Annotated in this window: 14 protein-coding genes, 2 tRNA genes and 2 pseudogenes; 4 read left to right on the top strand and 14 right to left on the bottom strand. The window is 67.5% G+C overall.

The window, feature by feature from the left end:
- Positions 1–126: 126 nt before the first annotated feature.
- The gene (gene pknB, locus JN350_RS20540) at positions 127–1,266 is read left to right on the top strand and encodes a Stk1 family PASTA domain-containing Ser/Thr kinase (RefSeq protein WP_461963579.1); all 1,140 of its coding nucleotides are present in this window, start codon (positions 127–129) and stop codon (positions 1,264–1,266) included.
- On the top strand, positions 1,263–1,919 hold the full coding sequence (locus JN350_RS20535; RefSeq protein WP_461963576.1) for a PASTA domain-containing protein: 657 nt from the start codon (positions 1,263–1,265) through the stop codon (positions 1,917–1,919). Before pknB ends, JN350_RS20535 begins: the two co-directional genes overlap by 4 nt.
- 117 nt (positions 1,920–2,036) lie before the next feature.
- Here JN350_RS20535 and JN350_RS02895 read toward each other — a convergent pair.
- Positions 2,037–2,680 (bottom strand): annotated as a pseudogene (locus JN350_RS02895) (anthranilate synthase component II).
- An 81-nt stretch (positions 2,681–2,761) separates the two neighbouring features.
- Here JN350_RS02895 and JN350_RS02890 point away from each other — a divergent pair.
- Entirely contained in the window at positions 2,762–3,016 is a 255-nt protein-coding gene (locus JN350_RS02890) for a cell division protein CrgA (RefSeq protein WP_205463483.1), read from the top strand.
- Between the two features lie 444 nt (positions 3,017–3,460).
- Here JN350_RS02890 and JN350_RS02885 read toward each other — a convergent pair whose 3' ends face one another.
- Together JN350_RS02885 and JN350_RS02880 are read right to left on the bottom strand one after the other, a co-directional pair.
- Positions 3,461–4,315 carry a rhomboid family intramembrane serine protease gene (locus JN350_RS02885; RefSeq protein WP_205463482.1) on the bottom strand — a complete coding sequence of 285 codons (855 nt, stop codon included), beginning with the start codon at positions 4,313–4,315 and terminating at the stop codon, positions 3,461–3,463.
- 7 nt (positions 4,316–4,322) lie between these two features.
- Positions 4,323–4,861: pseudogene (locus JN350_RS02880) on the bottom strand (peptidylprolyl isomerase).
- A 287-nt stretch (positions 4,862–5,148) separates the two neighbouring features.
- Between JN350_RS02880 and JN350_RS02875 the strand changes: the two are divergent.
- On the top strand, positions 5,149–5,553 hold the full coding sequence (locus tag JN350_RS02875) for a hypothetical protein (protein WP_205463481.1): 405 nt from the start codon (positions 5,149–5,151) through the stop codon (positions 5,551–5,553).
- Between the two features lie 294 nt (positions 5,554–5,847).
- On the opposite strand, the gene JN350_RS02870 is transcribed toward JN350_RS02875, so the two are convergent.
- The 11 genes from JN350_RS02870 to dnaA all read right to left on the bottom strand — a co-directional run bounded on the left by JN350_RS02870 (position 5,848) and on the right by dnaA (position 17,199).
- A tRNA-Ala gene (locus JN350_RS02870) sits at positions 5,848–5,920 on the bottom strand.
- Positions 5,921–5,975: 55 nt separating this feature from the next.
- Positions 5,976–6,052 (bottom strand) — tRNA-Ile (locus tag JN350_RS02865).
- A 75-nt stretch (positions 6,053–6,127) separates the two neighbouring features.
- On the bottom strand, positions 6,128–6,535 hold the full coding sequence (locus JN350_RS02860) for a DUF3566 domain-containing protein (protein ID WP_027466922.1): 408 nt from the start codon (positions 6,533–6,535) through the stop codon (positions 6,128–6,130).
- Positions 6,528–9,185 carry a DNA gyrase subunit A gene (gene gyrA, locus JN350_RS02855; RefSeq protein WP_216834274.1) on the bottom strand — a complete coding sequence of 886 codons (2,658 nt, stop codon included), beginning with the start codon at positions 9,183–9,185 and terminating at the stop codon, positions 6,528–6,530. The genes JN350_RS02860 and gyrA overlap by 8 nt, the downstream gene beginning before the upstream one ends.
- A 117-nt stretch (positions 9,186–9,302) precedes the next feature.
- Positions 9,303–11,306: a DNA topoisomerase (ATP-hydrolyzing) subunit B gene (gyrB, locus tag JN350_RS02850; RefSeq protein WP_131845069.1), complete on the bottom strand. Its 2,004-nt coding sequence runs from the start codon at positions 11,304–11,306 to the stop codon at positions 9,303–9,305.
- A gap of 132 nt (positions 11,307–11,438) precedes the next feature.
- Complete coding sequence (locus JN350_RS02845; protein ID WP_205463480.1) at positions 11,439–11,939, bottom strand: DciA family protein; 501 nt, start codon at positions 11,937–11,939, stop codon at positions 11,439–11,441.
- Positions 11,940–12,045: 106 nt separating this feature from the next.
- Complete coding sequence (locus JN350_RS20530) at positions 12,046–12,522, bottom strand: hypothetical protein (protein ID WP_461963567.1); 477 nt, start codon at positions 12,520–12,522, stop codon at positions 12,046–12,048.
- A gap of 77 nt (positions 12,523–12,599) precedes the next feature.
- Positions 12,600–13,202, bottom strand: coding sequence for an AAA family ATPase (locus JN350_RS20525; protein ID WP_461963564.1), 603 nt, complete (start codon positions 13,200–13,202; stop codon positions 12,600–12,602).
- Positions 13,203–13,233: 31 nt separating this feature from the next.
- On the bottom strand, positions 13,234–14,121 hold the full coding sequence (gene gnd / locus JN350_RS02835) for a phosphogluconate dehydrogenase (NAD(+)-dependent, decarboxylating) (protein WP_123292939.1): 888 nt from the start codon (positions 14,119–14,121) through the stop codon (positions 13,234–13,236).
- A 70-nt stretch (positions 14,122–14,191) separates the two neighbouring features.
- Complete coding sequence (dnaN, locus tag JN350_RS02830) at positions 14,192–15,337, bottom strand: DNA polymerase III subunit beta (protein WP_111083683.1); 1,146 nt, start codon at positions 15,335–15,337, stop codon at positions 14,192–14,194.
- A 407-nt stretch (positions 15,338–15,744) separates the two neighbouring features.
- Entirely contained in the window at positions 15,745–17,199 is a 1,455-nt protein-coding gene (dnaA, locus tag JN350_RS02825; protein ID WP_111083682.1) for a chromosomal replication initiator protein DnaA, read from the bottom strand.
- Positions 17,200–17,357: the final 158 nt, after the last annotated feature.

Genomic DNA, 17,357 nt, shown 5'->3' with positions numbered 1-17,357 from the left:
CGCGAACGTCCCCCGGACGGGGGCTGTCGACACCGTTCGGTAACGGTTCGGTCGACCCGTCCGTGGCCAGCGTCTCACCAGGTCGGGCTGCCGTACACTAGCCCGGACCGACAGACGGAGGAGTACGTGCCAGAAGGTGTGACCGCGGGGATCACGCTCCTCGCGAACCGTTACGAGATCGGTGACGTCATCGGTCGAGGCGGCATGGCCACCGTGCACCTCGGTAACGACACGCGTCTCGGTCGCAAGGTCGCGGTGAAGCTGCTGAAGCCGAGCCTGGCCAACGACCCGGCCTTCCGCACACGCTTCCGGCAAGAGGCCCAGGCGGCCGCACGCATGGCGCACCCGACCGTGGTCCGGGTCTACGACGCCGGCGAGGAGACCGTGACGGAGACGTCCGGCGCCGAGGTGCAGGTCCCCTTCATCGTCATGGAGTACGTGGAGGGCCGGCCGCTCTCCGACATCATCGCCGAGGGCGCGGTCGCCCCGGACGAAGCCGTGCGCATCACCGAGGGCATCCTCACGGCCCTCGAGTACTCGCACCGTGCCGGCGTCGTGCACCGCGACATCAAACCAGCCAACGTCATGGTGACCCACACCGGCCAGGTGAAGGTCATGGACTTCGGCATCGCACGCGCGATCACCGACACCTCGGCCACGGTCGCGCAGACCACCTCGATCCTCGGGACCGCGTCGTACTTCTCGCCGGAGCAGGCACGCGGCGAGACCGTCGACCCCCGCACCGACATCTACTCGACCGGTGTCGTCCTCTTCGAACTCCTCACCGGACGACCGCCCTTCCTCGGGGACACCCCCGTCGCCGTCGCCTACCAGCACGTCAGCGAGCACCCGGTCGCGCCGTCGTCGATCACGCCGGCGGTCTCGCCGGCGCTCGACGCCGTGACCCTGCACGCACTCGTGAAGGACCGCACCCGGCGCTTCCAGAACGCCGCCGAGTTCCGCACCGACCTGCAGCAGGCCGCCGCTGGTCGCGTTCCGACGTCCACCAAGAAGCTCCAGCAGAACGCGGCGAACGACGCTTCGACCGTGTTGTTCGGTGTCGACCCGCGCACGACGTCGAACCCGGCCGCAGCCTTCCGCGAGCTCGACGACGACACCGCTGAACACCGCCCGCAGCGAACCCAGAACCGGCCGCCCGTGGCGTGGATCTGGGTCGGCATCCTGCTGACGGTCGCGGTCATCGTCGGCGTGGTGTTCTTCGTCGCGAACCTGCAGCCGGGCAAGCCCCGGTGTCGTCCTCGGTGAGTGTGCCGAACGTCGCCGGCTCGACCTTCGACGCCGCGGAGGCAGCCCTCGCCAAGCGCGACCTGACGGCCGTCAAGGTCGAGGAGAACTCCGACGACGTCGCCAAGGGCACCGTCATCCGGACGGACCCCGGTTCCGGCATCAACGTCGGGCGCAGCCAGAGCGTGGACGTCGTCGTGTCGCTCGGCCCCGCCCCCGTCGCGATCCCCCAGTTGAGCGGCCAGACCCAGTCGGCTGCGCAGAAGGCTCTCGACGACGCAGGGTTCCAGCTGGGCTCGATCAGCTCGGACTACTCATCGGACGTCCCGGCGGGTACCGTCCTGAGCTCCGACCCCGAGACGGGTTCGATGCAGGCCAAGGGTTCCGTGGTGAACCTCACGATCTCCAACGGGAAGGTGCAGCTGCCGGACGTCACCAACCAGCAGTTCGCCGACGCCAAGGCGGCGCTGGAGCAACTCGGTCTCACCGTCACCCCCGCGCCCACGAACTCGTGCACCGGCGGTGCGGTCACGCAGCAGGACACCCCGAAAGGCGACGTCGACCAGGGCAGCTCGGTCGCCCTGACCTACTGCGCTGCGCCGGCTCAGCCCTCGCAGGCACCGCCCGCCAGCGGCGACGACGACAAGAAGGACGGCGGCGACGACGGTCGCTGACCGGCGTGACCGGTCTGGAGGGACGGCGCACCGCCGCCACGCACCACAGCTCCCACGCGCGGACGGTCCACGAGCCCCACACGACGCCGTCGTGTCGCCACGCGGCCTGCAGCCTGGTCAGGCGCGGTGCGTCGCGATGAGCGGACCCAGACCGGCAGCGTGCTCCGCCGCACCCGACAGGCCCGTGGTCTCGAGCCAGTTGCCGACCATGCGGTAACCGCCCTCGGTCAGTACGGACTCGGGGTGGAACTGCACGCCGTACACCGGGTGCCCGCGGTGCTGCACGCCCATGATGACGCCACCGCCGGTGCGCGCCGTCACGGTGAGCTCGTCGGGCACCGTGCCGTCGACGATCGCGAGGGAGTGGTAGCGCGTCGCCGTGAACGGGTGCGGGACCCCGGCGAACAGCGTGCTGTCGTCGTGGTCGACCTGCGAGGTCTTGCCGTGCATGAGCTCGTCCGCGTGCGTGACGGTGGCGCCGAGGGCTTCCGCGATCGCTTGGTGCCCGAGGCAGACCCCGAGCAGCGGCGTGCCGGACGCGATCGCCGCGTGCACCGTGGGGATGGAGACACCGGCGTCTGCGGGAGTCCCCGGGCCGGGGAGAGGAGCACGCCGTCGTACTCGGCGATGCGGTCGGCGATCTCCGAGTCGGGGAAGGCGTCGTTGCGCACCACGTCGGTCTCGGCCCCGAGCTGCTGCACGTAGCCGTTCAGCGTGTAGACGAAGCTGTCGTAGTTGTCGACGACGAGGATCCTGGTCATGGCGGTTCACCGTACTCGTGGGGGATGTGTGCAGCGGTCTGCGGGCCGATCCACACACGTGGTCACGGTAGGATACCGGCCATGGCCAGTGACAAGGACCGCACCAAGCCCGCCCGGAGGACCCGAGCCGACTCGGTCAACACCGCCGGGGACGCCCCGAACCCGGTGTGGTTCAAGCCGGTCATGTTCGGCTTCATGATCATCGGCCTCGTCTGGGTGATCGTCTTCTACATCTCGAACGCCACGCTGCCCGTGCCGAGCCTCGGTTCGTGGAACATCCTGGTCGGCTTCGGCATCATGTTCATCGGCTTCCTCATGACCACGCGCTGGCGCTGAACCCCGGCCTCGAGACACCCCGACGCCCGTCGCACCGAAAGGTGCGGCGGGCGTCGTCGTTGTCCACAAGTGACACGGCCGTGCTCGGCTGCATCCTGGAGGATCTCGGCACTTGTCCACAGTTCTCCACACTGTCCACACCACCCTCCACATCCCAACCCCGGAGTTATCCACAGCTGTATCCACAGTGGGGATAATCACACCCGTGTAACTCACCGATTTGTCCACACCTGTGGATAACTCAGCGGGCGCCTTGTGGACGGGCGCGTGTCGCGCTCGAGTTGCGTCCCGACGGCGGACGGGAGGCCCGTGGCGGGTCGGCACCGTGCCTCCCGTCCGCCTGGTGGTCGCGGAACGGACGGCTGCCGCAGCGATGGCCCGCGAACACCGAACGCCCCGCCGCGGATGCGACGGGGCGTTCGAGGGACGTGTGACCAGACCGTGTCAGCCGATGGTGACCGCGTACCCGACGGCGGTGAGCGCGACGCCCACCAGCGCTGAGGCGACGAGCAGACCGATCTGCAGCGGCCGCTGCCGGATGTTCCGGGTCTTGGCGAACACGAAGCCCACCAGGAAGCCGCCGATGATGCCACCGACGTGCGCCTGCCACGAGATGTTCGTCCCCGGGAGGAACCCGACGACCAGGTTGAGGCCCATGATCACGAGGAGCTGTACGGCGTTCTGCCCGAGGCTCCGCTGCAGCACGAAGAACGCCGCGAAGAGCCCGAAGATCGCACCGGACGCCCCGACCACCCAGGTACCGGGGGCGAGGAACGTGACGAGCATCGAACCGAAGATCCCGGTGATGAAGTACAGCGCCACGAATCGCCAGGCACCGAGCATGTTCTCGAGCATCCGGCCGAAGATCCACAGCGCCCACATGTTGAACAGGATGTGGAGGATGCCCGAGTGGACGAAGAGCACGGTCACGACCCGCCACGGCTGCGTGGGCAGCAGCAGCGAGTTGTAGGCGAGCAGGCTGGTGAAGAAGCCCCCGCTGACCTGGTCGAGCAGCCATATGGCGACCGTGATCGCCACGATGACGACCGTCGCCTTCTGGTCGAGCATCGCGAAACGCCGCCGCGCGACCGTCAGCCCGCTGGGCGCTCCGGACGCACGGCGGTTCGCGGCGAACTGCGCGCGCTGTTCACGCACGCACTCCGGGCAGTGCACCCCGACTGCCGCCGGCGTCTGGCACTCCGGGCAGATCGTCCGCCCGCAGCGCTGGCAGAGCACGAAGCTCTGCCGGTCCGGATGCCGGTAGCAGGTGTTGTTCGGGTTGTACGCCTGGTCGGTCACGTGAGGATCAGACGCCTTCGACGTCGATGCTCTGGATGACCACGTCCTCGACGGGCTTGTCACGGCCGTCGGTCGGGACGCCCTCGATGGCGTCGACGACGGCACGCGACTCGTCGTCGGCGACCTCACCGAAGATGGTGTGCTTGCCCTGCAGCCACGGCGTCGCCACCGTGGTGATGAAGAACTGCGACCCGTTGGTGCCACGGCCACCCTGGATGCCGGCGTTGGCCATGGCGAAGATGTAGGGGTTCTGGAACGTGAGCTCGGGGAGATCTCGTCGTCGAAGCGGTAGCCCGGGCCACCGATGCCCTGGCCGAGCGGGTCACCGCCCTGGATCATGAAGTCCTTGATGATGCGGTGGAAGACGACGCCGTCGTAGAGCTTGTCGGTGGAGACCTTGCCCGTACCCGGGTGGGTCCACTCCTGCTTGCCCGTGGCGAGGTCGACGAAGTTCTTGACGGTCTTCGGTGCGTGGTTGCCGAACAGGTTGACGCGGATGTCGCCCTTGTTGGTGTGGATCGTTGCGACAGCGGTGTGCAGAGACATGTTCCGATTCTCGCATGTACCGGCTGCATACGGACCGGACCCACAGGTGAGGCTCCGTGACCTGTCAGGGACTCTGGTGGCAGGATGGGTGTCACGCCGATCCGATGGAGGTACCAGATGACGACGATCGAGATCCCGCGCAAGCGTCGGAAGCAGATCAAGAAGCTCAAGGGCCAGACCGCCTCGCTCCTCGGAGAGCAGCGCAAGGTCCTCGAGCACGCGAACGCGATCCTGGCGGAAGCCCGGTCGAACGCAGCCGACGCAGCCCGCAAGGACATCGCCCCCGTGTGCAGAACGCGATCGACAACGGGATCCGTCCCGCGGTCGCAACCGGGGTCCACGCTGCGACGTCCGCAGCACACAGCGCTTCGCACAAGTTCCAGTCCGAGGTCATCCCCGGACTGGTGTCGACCGCTGGCTCCGTGCTGAGCGTGACCGACCTCGCGAAGGACCCCCGGGTCAAGAAGATCGTGAAGAACGCCCAGAAGAAGGGCAAGAAGGCCAAGAAGGCTGCTGCGAAGTACGTGCCGTCGCAGCAGAAGAAGGGCATCGGCTTCGGTGGTGTCGCACTCATCATCGTCGGCGTCGTCGCCGTTGCTGGTGCTGCGTACGCCGCGTACCAGACGCTCCGCGCCGACGACGACCTCTGGGTTGCCGACGACGCTGACACGGCGGAGAAGCCCGCCGCCTGACCTCCACGGTTCGTACGAAGGGCCCCGGCACTCCGCCGGGGCCCTTCGTCGTTCCCAGGTGCTGGCTGCGACCAGGCGCCCGGGCAGGTTCCACGACATGACGCCCGTTGCCGGCCGAGGTTCCACGGGCGGCCCCAGAAGCGCCCGAGATGCCGAGATTTCGGAACCGCGACGCAGCGGCACACGCACGACCCGAGCACACACGACGACGCGCCGCAGGGGCGGCGGCGCGGATGAGCACAGCACGAAGCCCCTGGGCAGACGACGAAGTCGTCAACCAGGGGCTTCCGCGAGTGGAGCCTGGGAGAATCGAACTCCCGACATCCTGCTTGCAAAGCAGGCGCTCTACCAACTGAGCTAAGGCCCCGAGTGCCACCGAGGTGATCGGCGGCGGGATGGAATTGTCGTGTGTTCCGAAGAACTGGTGGGGCTACAAGGACTTGAACCTTGGACCTCTTCGTTATCAGCGAAGCGCTCTAACCGCCTGAGCTATAGCCCCTCAGACCGGATGAAAGCCTACCCCACGGATCTCGCAGAACGAAATCGAGCGGTCGGCTCACCCGGCCCGGGTGTGTCAGTTGTTCGTGAAGCCGACGAGCAAGCCGCCGGTGATGCGGACACTGAGGTTGTAGAGGACGCTCACGATGGCGCCGAGCACAGTGCCGACGACCACGTTGAGGATGCCCACGACGATGGAGAACCCGAGCACCTGACCCAGTGAGAACTGGTCCATGATCGAGTAACTGTTCTGACCGGTGACATCCTTCAACAAGGCGTCCACCTGCGTGAACACGCCCGTCTGGTTGAGGATGACCCACACCAGCGCCGTGGCGACCACGATCACGATGCTGCCGGCCAGGGCGATGAGGAAGCTGAGCTTCACCATCGACCAGAAGTCGACGTAGACCAGCCGCAGCCGCACTTGGCGGGTGCCGACGGGTCGCTTCGCCTTCTTCTGGAGCTTCTCGGCGACACTACTCATTGCTTGACTGGTCCTCTCCGGCCTCGTCCGCGACGGGCTCGGTGTCGATGGGATCAGTGGAGTCCGGGGCCGCTTCGGAAGGGCTGACCGTCTCCACCGGGCCCGCTGGCTCGATCTCGGCGTCGTCCTGGTCGACCAGGTTCCGCTCGGTGTTCTGGGCCACTGCGATGATCTTGTCGTTCGCCGCGAACCTGGCGAAGACGACACCCATGGTGTCGCGACCCTTGGCAGGGACCTCGGCCACGGCAGACCTTACCACCTTGCCCGATTGCAGCACGACGAGCACTTCGTCGTCCTCACCGACGATGAGAGCACCCACAAGGTCGCCTCGGTCGGTCGCCAACTTCGCCACCTTGATGCCGAGACCACCGCGTCCCTGGATGCGGTACTGGTCGACGGCGGTGCGCTTGGCGTACCCGCCCTCGGTCATCACCCAGACGAAACCGTCGTCCGCCACCACGCGTGCGGCCAGGAGCGAGTCGCCGTCGCGGAAGGACATGCCCTTCACACCCGAGGTCGACCGACCCATCGGCCGCAGGGTGTCGTTCGTCGCGGTGAACCGGAGCGACATGCCCTGTCGTGAGACGAGCAGCAGGTCGTCGTGCTCGTCGACGAGCAGCGCCTGGCGGAGCTTGTCGCCGTCGCGCAGGTTGATCGCGATGATGCCACCGGTGCGGTTGGTGTCGTACTCGGTGAGCGCGGTCTTCTTCACCAGCCCGTGCTCGGTCGCGAGGACGAGGTACTGCGCGACCTCGTAGTCACGGATGTCGAGCACCTGCTGGATCTGCTCGTCCGGCTGCATCGCGAGCAGGTTCGCCACGTGCTGGCCCTTGGCGTCGCGGCCGGCTTCCTGCAGCTCGTACGCCTTGGCACGGTAGACCCGGCCCTGGTCGGTCAGGAAGAGCAGCCAGTGGTGCGTCGTCGTGACGAAGAAGTGCTCGACGATGTCGTCGGCACGGAGCTGGGCGCCACGGACACCCCTGCCGCCGCGGTGCTGCGAGCGGTACTGGTCGCTGCGCGTGCGCTTGACGTACCCGCCGCGGGTGATGGTGACGACCATCTCCTCTTCGGGGATGAGGTCTTCCATCGACATGTCGCCGTCGTAACCGAGCATGATCTCGGTGCGGCGGTCGTCGCCGAAGCGGTCGACGATCTCCTCGAGCTCGTCGCGGATGATCGTGCGCTGCCGGGTCTCCGACGCCAGGATGTCCTGGAAGTCGGCGATCTTGCGCTCGAGCTCTTCGGCCTCGTCGTGGATCTTCTGTCGCTCGAGGGCGGCCAGTCGACGGAGCTGGAGCTCGAGGATCGCGCGTGCCTGGATCTCGTCGACGGACAGCAGGTCCATCAGGCCGGACCGGGCCTCTTCGACGTCGGGCGACCGACGGATGAGCGCGATGACCTCGTCGAGGGCGTCGAGCGCTGCGAGGTAGCCGCGCAGGATGTGCGCGCGCTTCTCAGCCTCGCGCAGGCGGAACTGGGTGCGGCGGACGATGACGTCGACCTGGTGCGCGACCCACGCCGAGATGAACCCGTCGAGCGGCAGGGTGCGGGGCACACCGTCGACGATCGCGAGCATGTTCGCGCCGAAGTTCTCCTGCAGCTGCGTGTGCTTGTACAGGTTGTTCAGCACGACCTTGGCCACGGCGTCGCGCTTGAGCACGATCACCAGGCGCTGGCCGGTGCGACCCGAGGTCTCGTCGCGGATGTCCGCGACGCCGGCGAGCTTGCCGTCCTTGACCAGGTCGGCGATCTTGATCGCGAGGTTGTCCGGGTTGACCTGGTACGGCAGCTCGGTGACCACGAGGCAGGTGCGACCCTGGATCTCCTCGACGTTGACGACGGCACGCATCGTGATCGAACCACGACCGGTGAGGTAGGCGTCCTGGATGCCCTTGGTGCCCAGGATCTGCGCACCGGTCGGGAAGTCCGGCCCCTTGATGCGCTGCATGAGCGCGGCGAGGAGCTCTTCGCGCGTCGCCTCGGGGTTGTCGAGGGCCCACTTCGCTCCCTCGGCGACCTCGCGCAGGTTGTGCGGCGGGATGTTCGTCGCCATGCCGACGGCGATGCCGACGGAGCCGTTGACCAGCAGGTTCGGGAACCGGGCCGGCAGGATCGCGGGCTCCTGCGTGCGGCCGTCGTAGTTGTCCTGGAAGTCGACGGTGTCCTCGTCGATGTCCCGGACCATCTCCATGGCGAGCGGCGCCATCTTGGTCTCGGTGTACCGCGGCGCTGCTGCACCGTCGTTGCCCGGCGAGCCGAAGTTGCCCTGACCGAGGGCGAGCGGGTACCGGAGCGACCACGGCTGCACCAGTCGGACGAGCGCGTCGTAGATCGCCGAGTCGCCGTGCGGGTGGAACTGCCCCATGACGTCTCCGACGACGCGTGAGCACTTCGAGAACGCGCGGTCCGGGCGGTAGCCGCCGTCGAACATCGCGTAGATCACGCGGCGGTGCACCGGCTTCAGGCCGTCGCGGACCTCGGGCAGCGCACGGCCGACGATGACCGACATCGCGTAGTCGAGGTAGGAACGCTGCATCTCGAGCTGCAGGTCGACCTGCGAGATGCGGTCACCGGAGACGACGATGTCCCCGCTGTCGCCGTGGACGATCTCGGGCTGCTCGTCGGGGGCGTTCTCGTTGTCGTCAGCCATTGGCTTGCGTTACCTTTCTGACGGCCGGGAGGCCGTGGTGACGTTCGTCGCGGTGGACGCGACCACAGGTGGTCCGGACCAGAGCGCGCGGCTGGCACCGCGCCTCCAGGCCAGGGTCTAGATGTCCAAGAAGCGGACGTCCTTCGCGTTCTGCTGGATGAACTGGCGACGTGCGTCGACGTCTTCACCCATCAGCGTCGAGAAGGTGCTGTCCACTGCGGCCGCGTCCTCGAGCGTGACCTGCAGGAGCGTGCGGGTGTCCGGGTTCATCGTGGTGTCCCAGAGCTCCTTGTAGTCCATCTCGCCGAGGCCCTTGTAGCGCTGGATGCCGTTGTCCTTCGGGATCCGCTTGCCGGCGGCGATGCCCGACTGCATCAGGGCGTCGCGCTCCCGGTCGCTGAACACGTACTCGTGTGCGGCGTTCGACCACTTCAGCCGGTACAGCGGCGGCTGCGCGAGGTACACGTAGCCGCGCTCGATGAGCGGACGCATGTAGCGGAACAGCAGGGTCAGCAGCAGCGTGGTGATGTGCTGGCCGTCGACGTCGGCATCGGCCATCAGCACGATCTTGTGGTACCGGGCCTTGTCCGGGTCGAAGTCCTCACCGATGCCGGCGCCGAACGCCGTGATCATCGACTGGATCTCCTGGTTGGCGAGCGCCCGGTCGAGGCGTGCCTTCTCGACGTTCAGGATCTTGCCGCGCAGGGGCAGGATCGCCTGCGTCATCGGGTTGCGACCCTGCACGGCGGAACCGCCGGCGGAGTCGCCCTCGACCATGAAGATCTCCGACAGGGTCGGGTCCTTGGACTGGCAGTCCTTCAGCTTGCCGGGCATGCCACCCGACTCGAGCAGCCCCTTGCGACGCGTGGTCTCGCGGGCCTTGCGGGCCGCGAGTCGGGCCTGGGACGCCTGGATCGCCTTGCGGACGACGTCGCGTGCCTGGGTCGGGTTGCTCTCGAACCAGTGCGTGAGCTCGGCGCCGACGACACGCTGCACGAAGCCCTTCGCCTCGGTGTTGCCGAGCTTCGTCTTCGTCTGGCCCTCGAACTGCGGTTCGCCGAGCTTCACGGAGATGACGGCCGTCAGCCCTTCACGGATGTCGTCACCCGTCAGGTTGTCGTCCTTCTCCTTGATGATCTTCGTCTCGCGCGCGTACTTGTTCACCAGGTACGTGAGCGCCGCGCGGAAGCCCTCTTCGTGGGTGCCGCCCTCGTGCGTGTTGATCGTGTTCGCGAAGGTGTGGACGCTCTCCTGGTACGAGGTGTTCCACTGCATCGCGACCTCGAGCGCGATCTTGCGCTCGGTGTCCTCGGACTCGAAGCCGATGACGTCCGGGTGGACGAGGTCGGCCTTCTTCTGCGCGTTGATGTACTCGACGTAGTCGGCGAGACCGCGCTCGTACATGAAGGAGTCGTTCCGCGCCTCTTCCCCGTCTTCCGGGGTGCGCTCGTCGCGCAGGTTGATCCGCAGGCCCTTGTTGAGGAAGGCCATCTGCTGGAACCGGGTGCGCAGGGTCTCGTAGTCGAAGACGACGGTCTCGAAGATCTCGGCGTTCGGCCAGAAGGTGATCGTGGTGCCGTGCTCGTCGGACGGTTCGTCCTTGGTCAGCGGTGCGACCGGGACGCCGTCGGTGTAGCTCTGGCGCCAGACGTGGCCCTGCTGTCGGACCTCGACGTCGAGCTCGGAACTCAGCGCGTTCACGACGGAGGAACCGACACCGTGCAGACCACCGGACACCGCGTACGCGCCGCCGCCGAACTTGCCGCCGGCGTGCAGGACGGTCAGGACGACCTGGACGGTCGAGACGCCCTCGGCCGCGTGGATGCCGACCGGGATGCCACGGCCGTTGTCGACCACGCGGACACCGCCGTCTTCACGGATGGTGACGTCGATGGTGTCGCAGTACCCGGCGAGGGCTTCGTCGACGGAGTTGTCGACGATCTCCTGGACCAGGTGGTGCAGACCGCGGGGCCCCGTCGAACCGATGTACATACCGGGACGCTTGCGGACCGCCTCGAGCCCCTCGAGCACCTGAATCTGGTCTGCTCCGTAGGACGGTTCGCTCTGCGGGGTCTCCGCGTCGAGCGGGTTCTGCGGGTCGTCTTCAGATTCTGATGCCATGTCGAGCGTGCTCCTGCCTGCGCGCGGAACGCCCGCGCACTGCACCTCCCAGTCTACCGCAGAGGCCCCTCTTTCGAGGGCTCATCCGGCCCACAGGCGGACTTTTTGGCACCACAGGATGATTTCGTCGGCTCAACCGTAGGTGTCGCGAGGACCGCGCCCCTGGACCGTCCTGGGGCCGCGTTTCCAGGTGGGGACGTCCGGCCCCGAAACCCGGATCGACTCGACCCCGGCTTCCGGGTGCCGCTCGGCGATGGTCGTCGTGACGCTGGCACGCATGAGTCGGAGCTGCGTCGCCCAGGCCGTCGAGTCGCACCGGATGACCAGCGCACCGTCGTCGATGGTGACCGGGGTGGAGTGCTTGGCGAGTTCCTCACCGACGACGCTCGGCCAGTCCACGAACAGCTCCGAGCGGGCCAGCGGTTCGGTCCACCCGAGCTCGTTGGCCAGCGATCCGACGACGTCGCCGAGCCCTCGTGGTTCACGGCCTCGGCCGTAGGGGACGGTGTCGGCGTCGAGCTCGCGGGAGCGCCGCCGGCGGGCGTCGACCCCGCGCTTCGACGGGTCGCCGAAGACGGCTCGGAGGTGTCGGTACAGTCGCGACGGCTCGGTCGGCTTCCACGGGCGGGGCATCAGGCGTCGGCTTCCGGCGGGGTCGCGTCGGTGTCGTCGGTCGCGTCGGTCGCGTCGGTCGCGTCCGTGGTCGACCTGGAGGCCCGGCTCGCGTCCGCCTCGTCGGTCACGATCGTGCCCCCTCGATCCGCACCGTGTGCGCGGCCAGCTGCGCGGGCACGTCCCCGAACACCGCTGCCGTGATGAGCACCTGCTCGTAGTCGGCCACGGCGTTCCCGAGGCGTTCCCGCCGGGATTCGTCGAGCTCGGCGAACACGTCGTCGAGGATGATGATCGGGTCGCCGAGGTTGGACTCCGCCCGCAGGATCGACGCGCTCGCCAGCTGGATCGCCAGCGCGAAGGACCAGGACTCGCCGTGACTGGCGTACCCGCGGGCAGGTAACCCGTTGAGCTGGAACAAGACGTCGTCCCGGTGCGGCCCGACGAGGGTCAGCCCGCGGTCGAGCTCGTCGCGACGACGCCGCTCGAGGGCAGCTGCGAACGCCTCGGCCGCAGCGGTCACGCTCACCGGCTCGTCGGGGGTGCCGAGGACGGGGTCCGTCGCAGCTGCGGCCTCCGGGTCACCGCCACGGATCGAGAGCACACCGGCGATCGAGGCATCGTGGTCCTCGCCGGCGACGGTGGCGTACGCCTCGGCGACGAACGGTGCGAGCCGGCGGGTCAGGTGGTCGCGCGCGGCGACGATCTCGGCACCGAGTCCGACCAGGCGGTCGTCCCAGACGTCGAGCGTCGACAGCGCGTTCGCCTTGGCGCCGGTGGCACGGGCCGACTTGAGCAGGGTGTTCCGCTGGCGGAGCGTGCGGTCGTAGTCGGCCAGGACCCCTGCATCCGCGGTGCGATCTGGCCGAGCAGTTCGTCGAGCATGCGGCGGCGACCGGCCGGCTCGCCACGGACCAGGGCGAGGTCCTCGGGAGCGAAGAGGACGGAGGTGCAGTAGCGCGGGAGTTCACGGGGCTTGATCGCCGACCGGTTCACCTGCGCACGGTTCGCCCCGGTGCGGTTGATCTGCACCTCGGCGAGGATGCTGCGGTCCTCGTGCGCCAGGCGGGCGCGGACGATCGCGGCGTCGCAACCCTGGCGGACGAGCGCGGCATCCGTCGGGACCCGGTGGGACCCGAGCGTCGACAGGTAGCCGATCGCCTCGACCAGGTTGGTCTTGCCCTGCCCGTTCCGCCCGACGAACAGGTTCGGCCCGCGTGCGAGGTCGACGTCCGCCTCCCGGTAGTTCCGGAAGTCGGTGAGTTGGAGATGGTCGACGTGCACGCGGGCCGAGTCCGGGCTTCCCCGGGTGGTCCTAGGACTTCTTGACGGCGTGACCGCCGAACTGGTTGCGGAGCGCCGCGACGGCCTTCATCGTCGGGGACGCGCTGCCCTGACGCGAGACGAAGCGCGCGAAGATCGACGCCGACAGCGCCGGCATCGGAACGGCGAGCTCGATGCCCTCTTCCAGCGTCCAGCGACCCTCGCCCGAGTCCTCGACGTAGCCCTCGAGCTCGTCGAGCTTCGGGTCTTCGTTCAGGGCCAGGACCATGAGGTCGAGCAGCCAGGACCGGACGACCGTTCCGCGCTGCCACCCGGCGAACACGGCGGGGACGTCGGTGATCAGGTCCTTGGCCTCGAGGAGCTCGTAGCCCTCGCCGTAGGCCTGCATGATCGCGTACTCGATGCCGTTGTGGACCATCTTGGCGTAGTGACCCGCGCCGATGGGGCCGGCGTGCGAGAAGCCCTCTTCGCGCGGGCCCTCAGGGCGCAGTGCGTCGAAGACCGGCATGGCGAACTCGACGTCCTTGACGTCACCGCCGACCATGAGGCCGTAGCCGTTGTCCTTGCCCCACACGCCACCGGAGACACCGGCGTCCATGTAACGGATGCCGCGCGCACCGAGCTGCTCGGCGTGCGTGGTGTCGTCGAGCCACTTCGAGTTGCCACCGTCGATGACGAGGTCGCCCTCGTTCAGGACGCCGGCGAGCTCGGTGATGACGTCGTCCGTGATCTTGCCGTGCGGCACCATCACCCAGACGAGTCGCTGACCCTCGGGCAGGGCGCCCGCCAGGTCTGCGAGGCTCGCGACGTCGGAGACGGCGGGGTTCGCGTCGTAACCGGTGACCTCGATCCCTGCGTTGCGGAGACGGGCACGCATGTTGTTGCCCATGCGACCAAGGCCGACAAGACCGATGTGCATGATTTCCTCTTCTGTTTCGTCGTCGCGCTGAGTCCGCAGGTGGTGCGTCAGCGCAGTGTTCCTGTTGCGCCTATCGCAGCAGCAGGTTGGGCTGCAGCAGGTACCGGTATCCATCGGTCGCGGCAGCCTCTTGCGAAGTCTGGCCGGTGATCAGCACCGGGCCCGGCTTGTTGGGGTTCTCCGTCTTGGTGAAGGAGATGCGGACGAACTCGGAGTGCACCGCGTTCAGTCCGTCGAGGAGGAAGGCGGGCTTCAGCGAGACCACCGTTTCCTCTCCGGTCAGCAACGCACTGATCGACTCTGACGCCTGCGCTTGTTCGGATCCGATCGCCTCGAGCGTGAGCCCGTCGACCGTGAAGGAGAACCGGAGCGCCGCTTCGCGCTCCAGGACGAGTGAGACCCGTCGGACGGCTTCGACCAGCTCGGCGGTGTTGATCACCGCGTGGTCGTTGACGTTCTCGGGGAAGAGCCGGCGGACCGGCGGGTAGTTGCCCTTGATGAGCAGGGAGGTCACCGTCTTGTCGTCGGCGTGGAACGCGATGAGCTCACGGTCCGAGTTGCCGCTGATCGAGACCGAGACGGTGGATGCCGACCCGAAGGTGCGACCGACCTCCTGCAGGGTGCGGGCGGGGACGAGCGCGTGCAACGGGTCCGAGCCGACGCGGCCGGAGTCCCACGCGATGGTGCGGACGGCCACGCGGTACCGGTCCGTGGCGATGAGCGACAGGTCGTTGTCACCGACCTCGAGCTGGACACCGGTGATGACGGGGGTGACGTCGTCGCGGCTCGCTGCGACGGCGACCTGCGACACCGCCTCGGAGAAGGCATCGCCGGGGATGACACCGGTCTGCGGACCGATCTCGGGCAGCGTCGGGTACTCCTCGACCGGCATGGACAGCAGCGTGAAGTGCGCCGATCCGCAGGAGACCGAGATCTTGGAGTCCTCGGTCGTGAAGGTCACCGGAGCGTTCGGCAGTCGGCTCGCGATGTCGTTCAGCAGGCGACCACTGACCAGGACCGTGCCCGGGTCGTCGATCTGCGCCGAGATGGACGTCTGCGCGGAGACCTCGTAGTCGAACGACGAGAGCGTCAGACGATCGCCGTCGGCGTGGATCAGGACGCCCGACAGGATCGGGAGGGTCGTGCGCTGTGGGAGGAGTTTCACCGCGAAGGAGACGGCTTCGGAGAAGACGTCCCGGTTGACCTCGAACTTCACAGCTGGAACCCCTGTCGATCGGCTTGGACTGTCCGGCCGCCCCATTCTGGCACAGGCGGACGTGGGCCGGATTTCTTGTCATCCCGCCGTCCACAAGGTTGTCCCGCGGAGATGGATCGTTAACCAGGAGTAATGGTGTTAACGCCTGTGCACACTGTGGATAACCCTGTGCATGCCGCTCGGCCGTAGGGAACTACACGGTTGTGACTTGTGGGCGGTCTGTGGGCGACGTCGGGATGAATGAATCTCATCTATCCACTTCCATCCCCAGTTTCCACAGGAGGCCCCCTCGCTGTGAACAACCAGGCGGCGTGTCCTCCACAGTTATCCACAGGCTATCCACACTGTGAGAACTCCGGCCCATGGAACCGTCTCAGATGGTGGATGCGCCCGGAGACGCACCGATCTCAGCGGTAGCGGCGGTCCTGCTTGATGCGGCTCGTGAGCTCGGTGACCTGGTTGTAGATCGACCGCCGCTCCTTCATGAGCTCGGTGATCTTCTTGTTCGCGTACATGACCGTGGTGTGGTCGCGGTTGCCGAACAGCTGCCCGATCTTCGGGAGCGACAGGCTCGTGAGCTCGCGGCACAGGTACATCGCGATCTGTCGCGCGGTGGCGATCGCCTGCGAGCGGGACGAGCCGTACAGGTCGTCGACGGAGAGCTTGAAGTACTCCGCGGTGTGGTTGATGATGTCCGTCGGCGCGACGACGTTGTCCTCGTCGAGGGTGATCAGGTCCTTGAGGACGGTCTGCACCAGGGCCATGTCGACGGCCGTCCGGTTCAGGCTCGCGAACGCCGTGACGCGGATGAGCGTCCCCTCGAGCTCCCGGATGTTGCTCGACACCTTCGAGGCCATGAACTCGAGGATGTCGTCCGGCACCTGCAGGTGGTCGGACTGCGCCTTCTTGCGCAGGATCGCGATGCGCGTCTCGAGCTCGGGCGCCTGGACGTCGGTGATCAGACCCCACTCGAAGCGGGAGCGCATGCGGTCCTCGAAGCCGGTCAGGTGCTTCGGTGCGACGTCGGACGTGATGACGACCTGCTTGTTGTGGTCGTGCAGCGTGTTGAACGTGTGGAAGAAGGCCTCCTGCGTGGAGTCCTTCCCCTGCAGGAACTGGATGTCGTCGATCAGCAGGATGTCGATGTCGCGGTAGCGCTGCTGGAACTGGTTCGAGCGGTTGTTCGCGATCGAGTTGATGAAGTCGTTGGTGAACTCCTCGCTCGACACGTACCGGACGCGGATCCCCGGGTAGAGGCTCTCGGCGTAGTGCCCGATGGCGTGGAGCAGGTGGGTCTTGCCCAGTCCGGAGTCGCCGTAGATGAAGAGCGGGTTGTAGGCCTTCGCCGGAGCCTCGGCCACCGCGACCGCTGCGGCGTGGGCGAAGCGGTTCGACGAGCCGATGACGAAGTTGTCGAAGTTGTACTTCGGGTTGAGCCGCGACTCGGGCCGGCCGCTCGTGCCCGGGGAGTCGATCTGGCTCGGCACGAAGGGTGCCTCGATGTACTGGCGGGGTGCGGCGCTCTGCTCCACCGCTTCCTGGACGGGTTCGGCGTACTCCGGCACGTTCGGGTCGACGCGCGGCTCGGACGCCATGTCCGGGTTCACCGTGATGGCGAAGTTCGCGACCGAGTCGTCACCGATGCGGGCGACGGCCTCGGTGATCGGGATGCGTATCCGCTGCTCGAGCATGCCGCGGGTCAGGTCGTTGGGGACCTCGAGGTACAGGGTGCCGGCGAGGACGCCCTTCGGTTCGACCAGGTTGAGGAACCCGTGGAGCTGCGGCGTGATGCGGGGGTCTTCGCTGAGGATTCCGAGTACGGATGACCAGAGGTCCTCGACGGGGTCGGCCGGCATCGTCATGTCGCGCTCGTCTCCAGGTGTGTGTCGTGCGTTCGGTGCCGGACCGGGGTGCGTCCTGCTGGGTCGGACGTGCCGGAGTGCCGCGGGGTGTGGCGCTCCGGGGACCGTGTCGTGCGCCAGCGGTTCGTCGGGGTCTCGGGGGCTTCGTCGACGCCTCG

The organism is Curtobacterium sp. 24E2, from assembly GCF_016925595.1.
GTDB lineage: Bacteria > Actinomycetota > Actinomycetes > Actinomycetales > Microbacteriaceae > Curtobacterium.
The sequence above is the reverse complement of the archived record's forward strand: the minus strand, read 5'-3'. Positions and strand labels throughout refer to the sequence as shown.

Bases quoted from the DNA above. Each gene is read 5' to 3' on its own strand.
- JN350_RS02890 (WP_205463483.1), top strand. From the start codon at position 2,762: ATGGCCAGTGACAAGGACCGCACCAAGCCCGCCCGGAGGACCCGAGCC.
- JN350_RS02860 (WP_027466922.1), bottom strand. From the start codon at position 6,535: ATGAGTAGTGTCGCCGAGAAGCTCCAGAAGAAGGCGAAGCGACCCGTC.
- gyrA (WP_216834274.1), bottom strand. From the start codon at position 9,185: ATGGCTGACGACAACGAGAACGCCCCCGACGAGCAGCCCGAGATCGTC.
- gyrB (WP_131845069.1), bottom strand. From the start codon at position 11,306: ATGGCATCAGAATCTGAAGACGACCCGCAGAACCCGCTCGACGCGGAG.
- JN350_RS02845 (WP_205463480.1), bottom strand. From the start codon at position 11,939: ATGCCCCGCCCGTGGAAGCCGACCGAGCCGTCGCGACTGTACCGACAC.
- gnd (WP_123292939.1), bottom strand. From the start codon at position 14,121: ATGCACATCGGTCTTGTCGGCCTTGGTCGCATGGGCAACAACATGCGT.
- dnaA (WP_111083682.1), bottom strand. From the start codon at position 17,199: ATGACGATGCCGGCCGACCCCGTCGAGGACCTCTGGTCATCCGTACTC.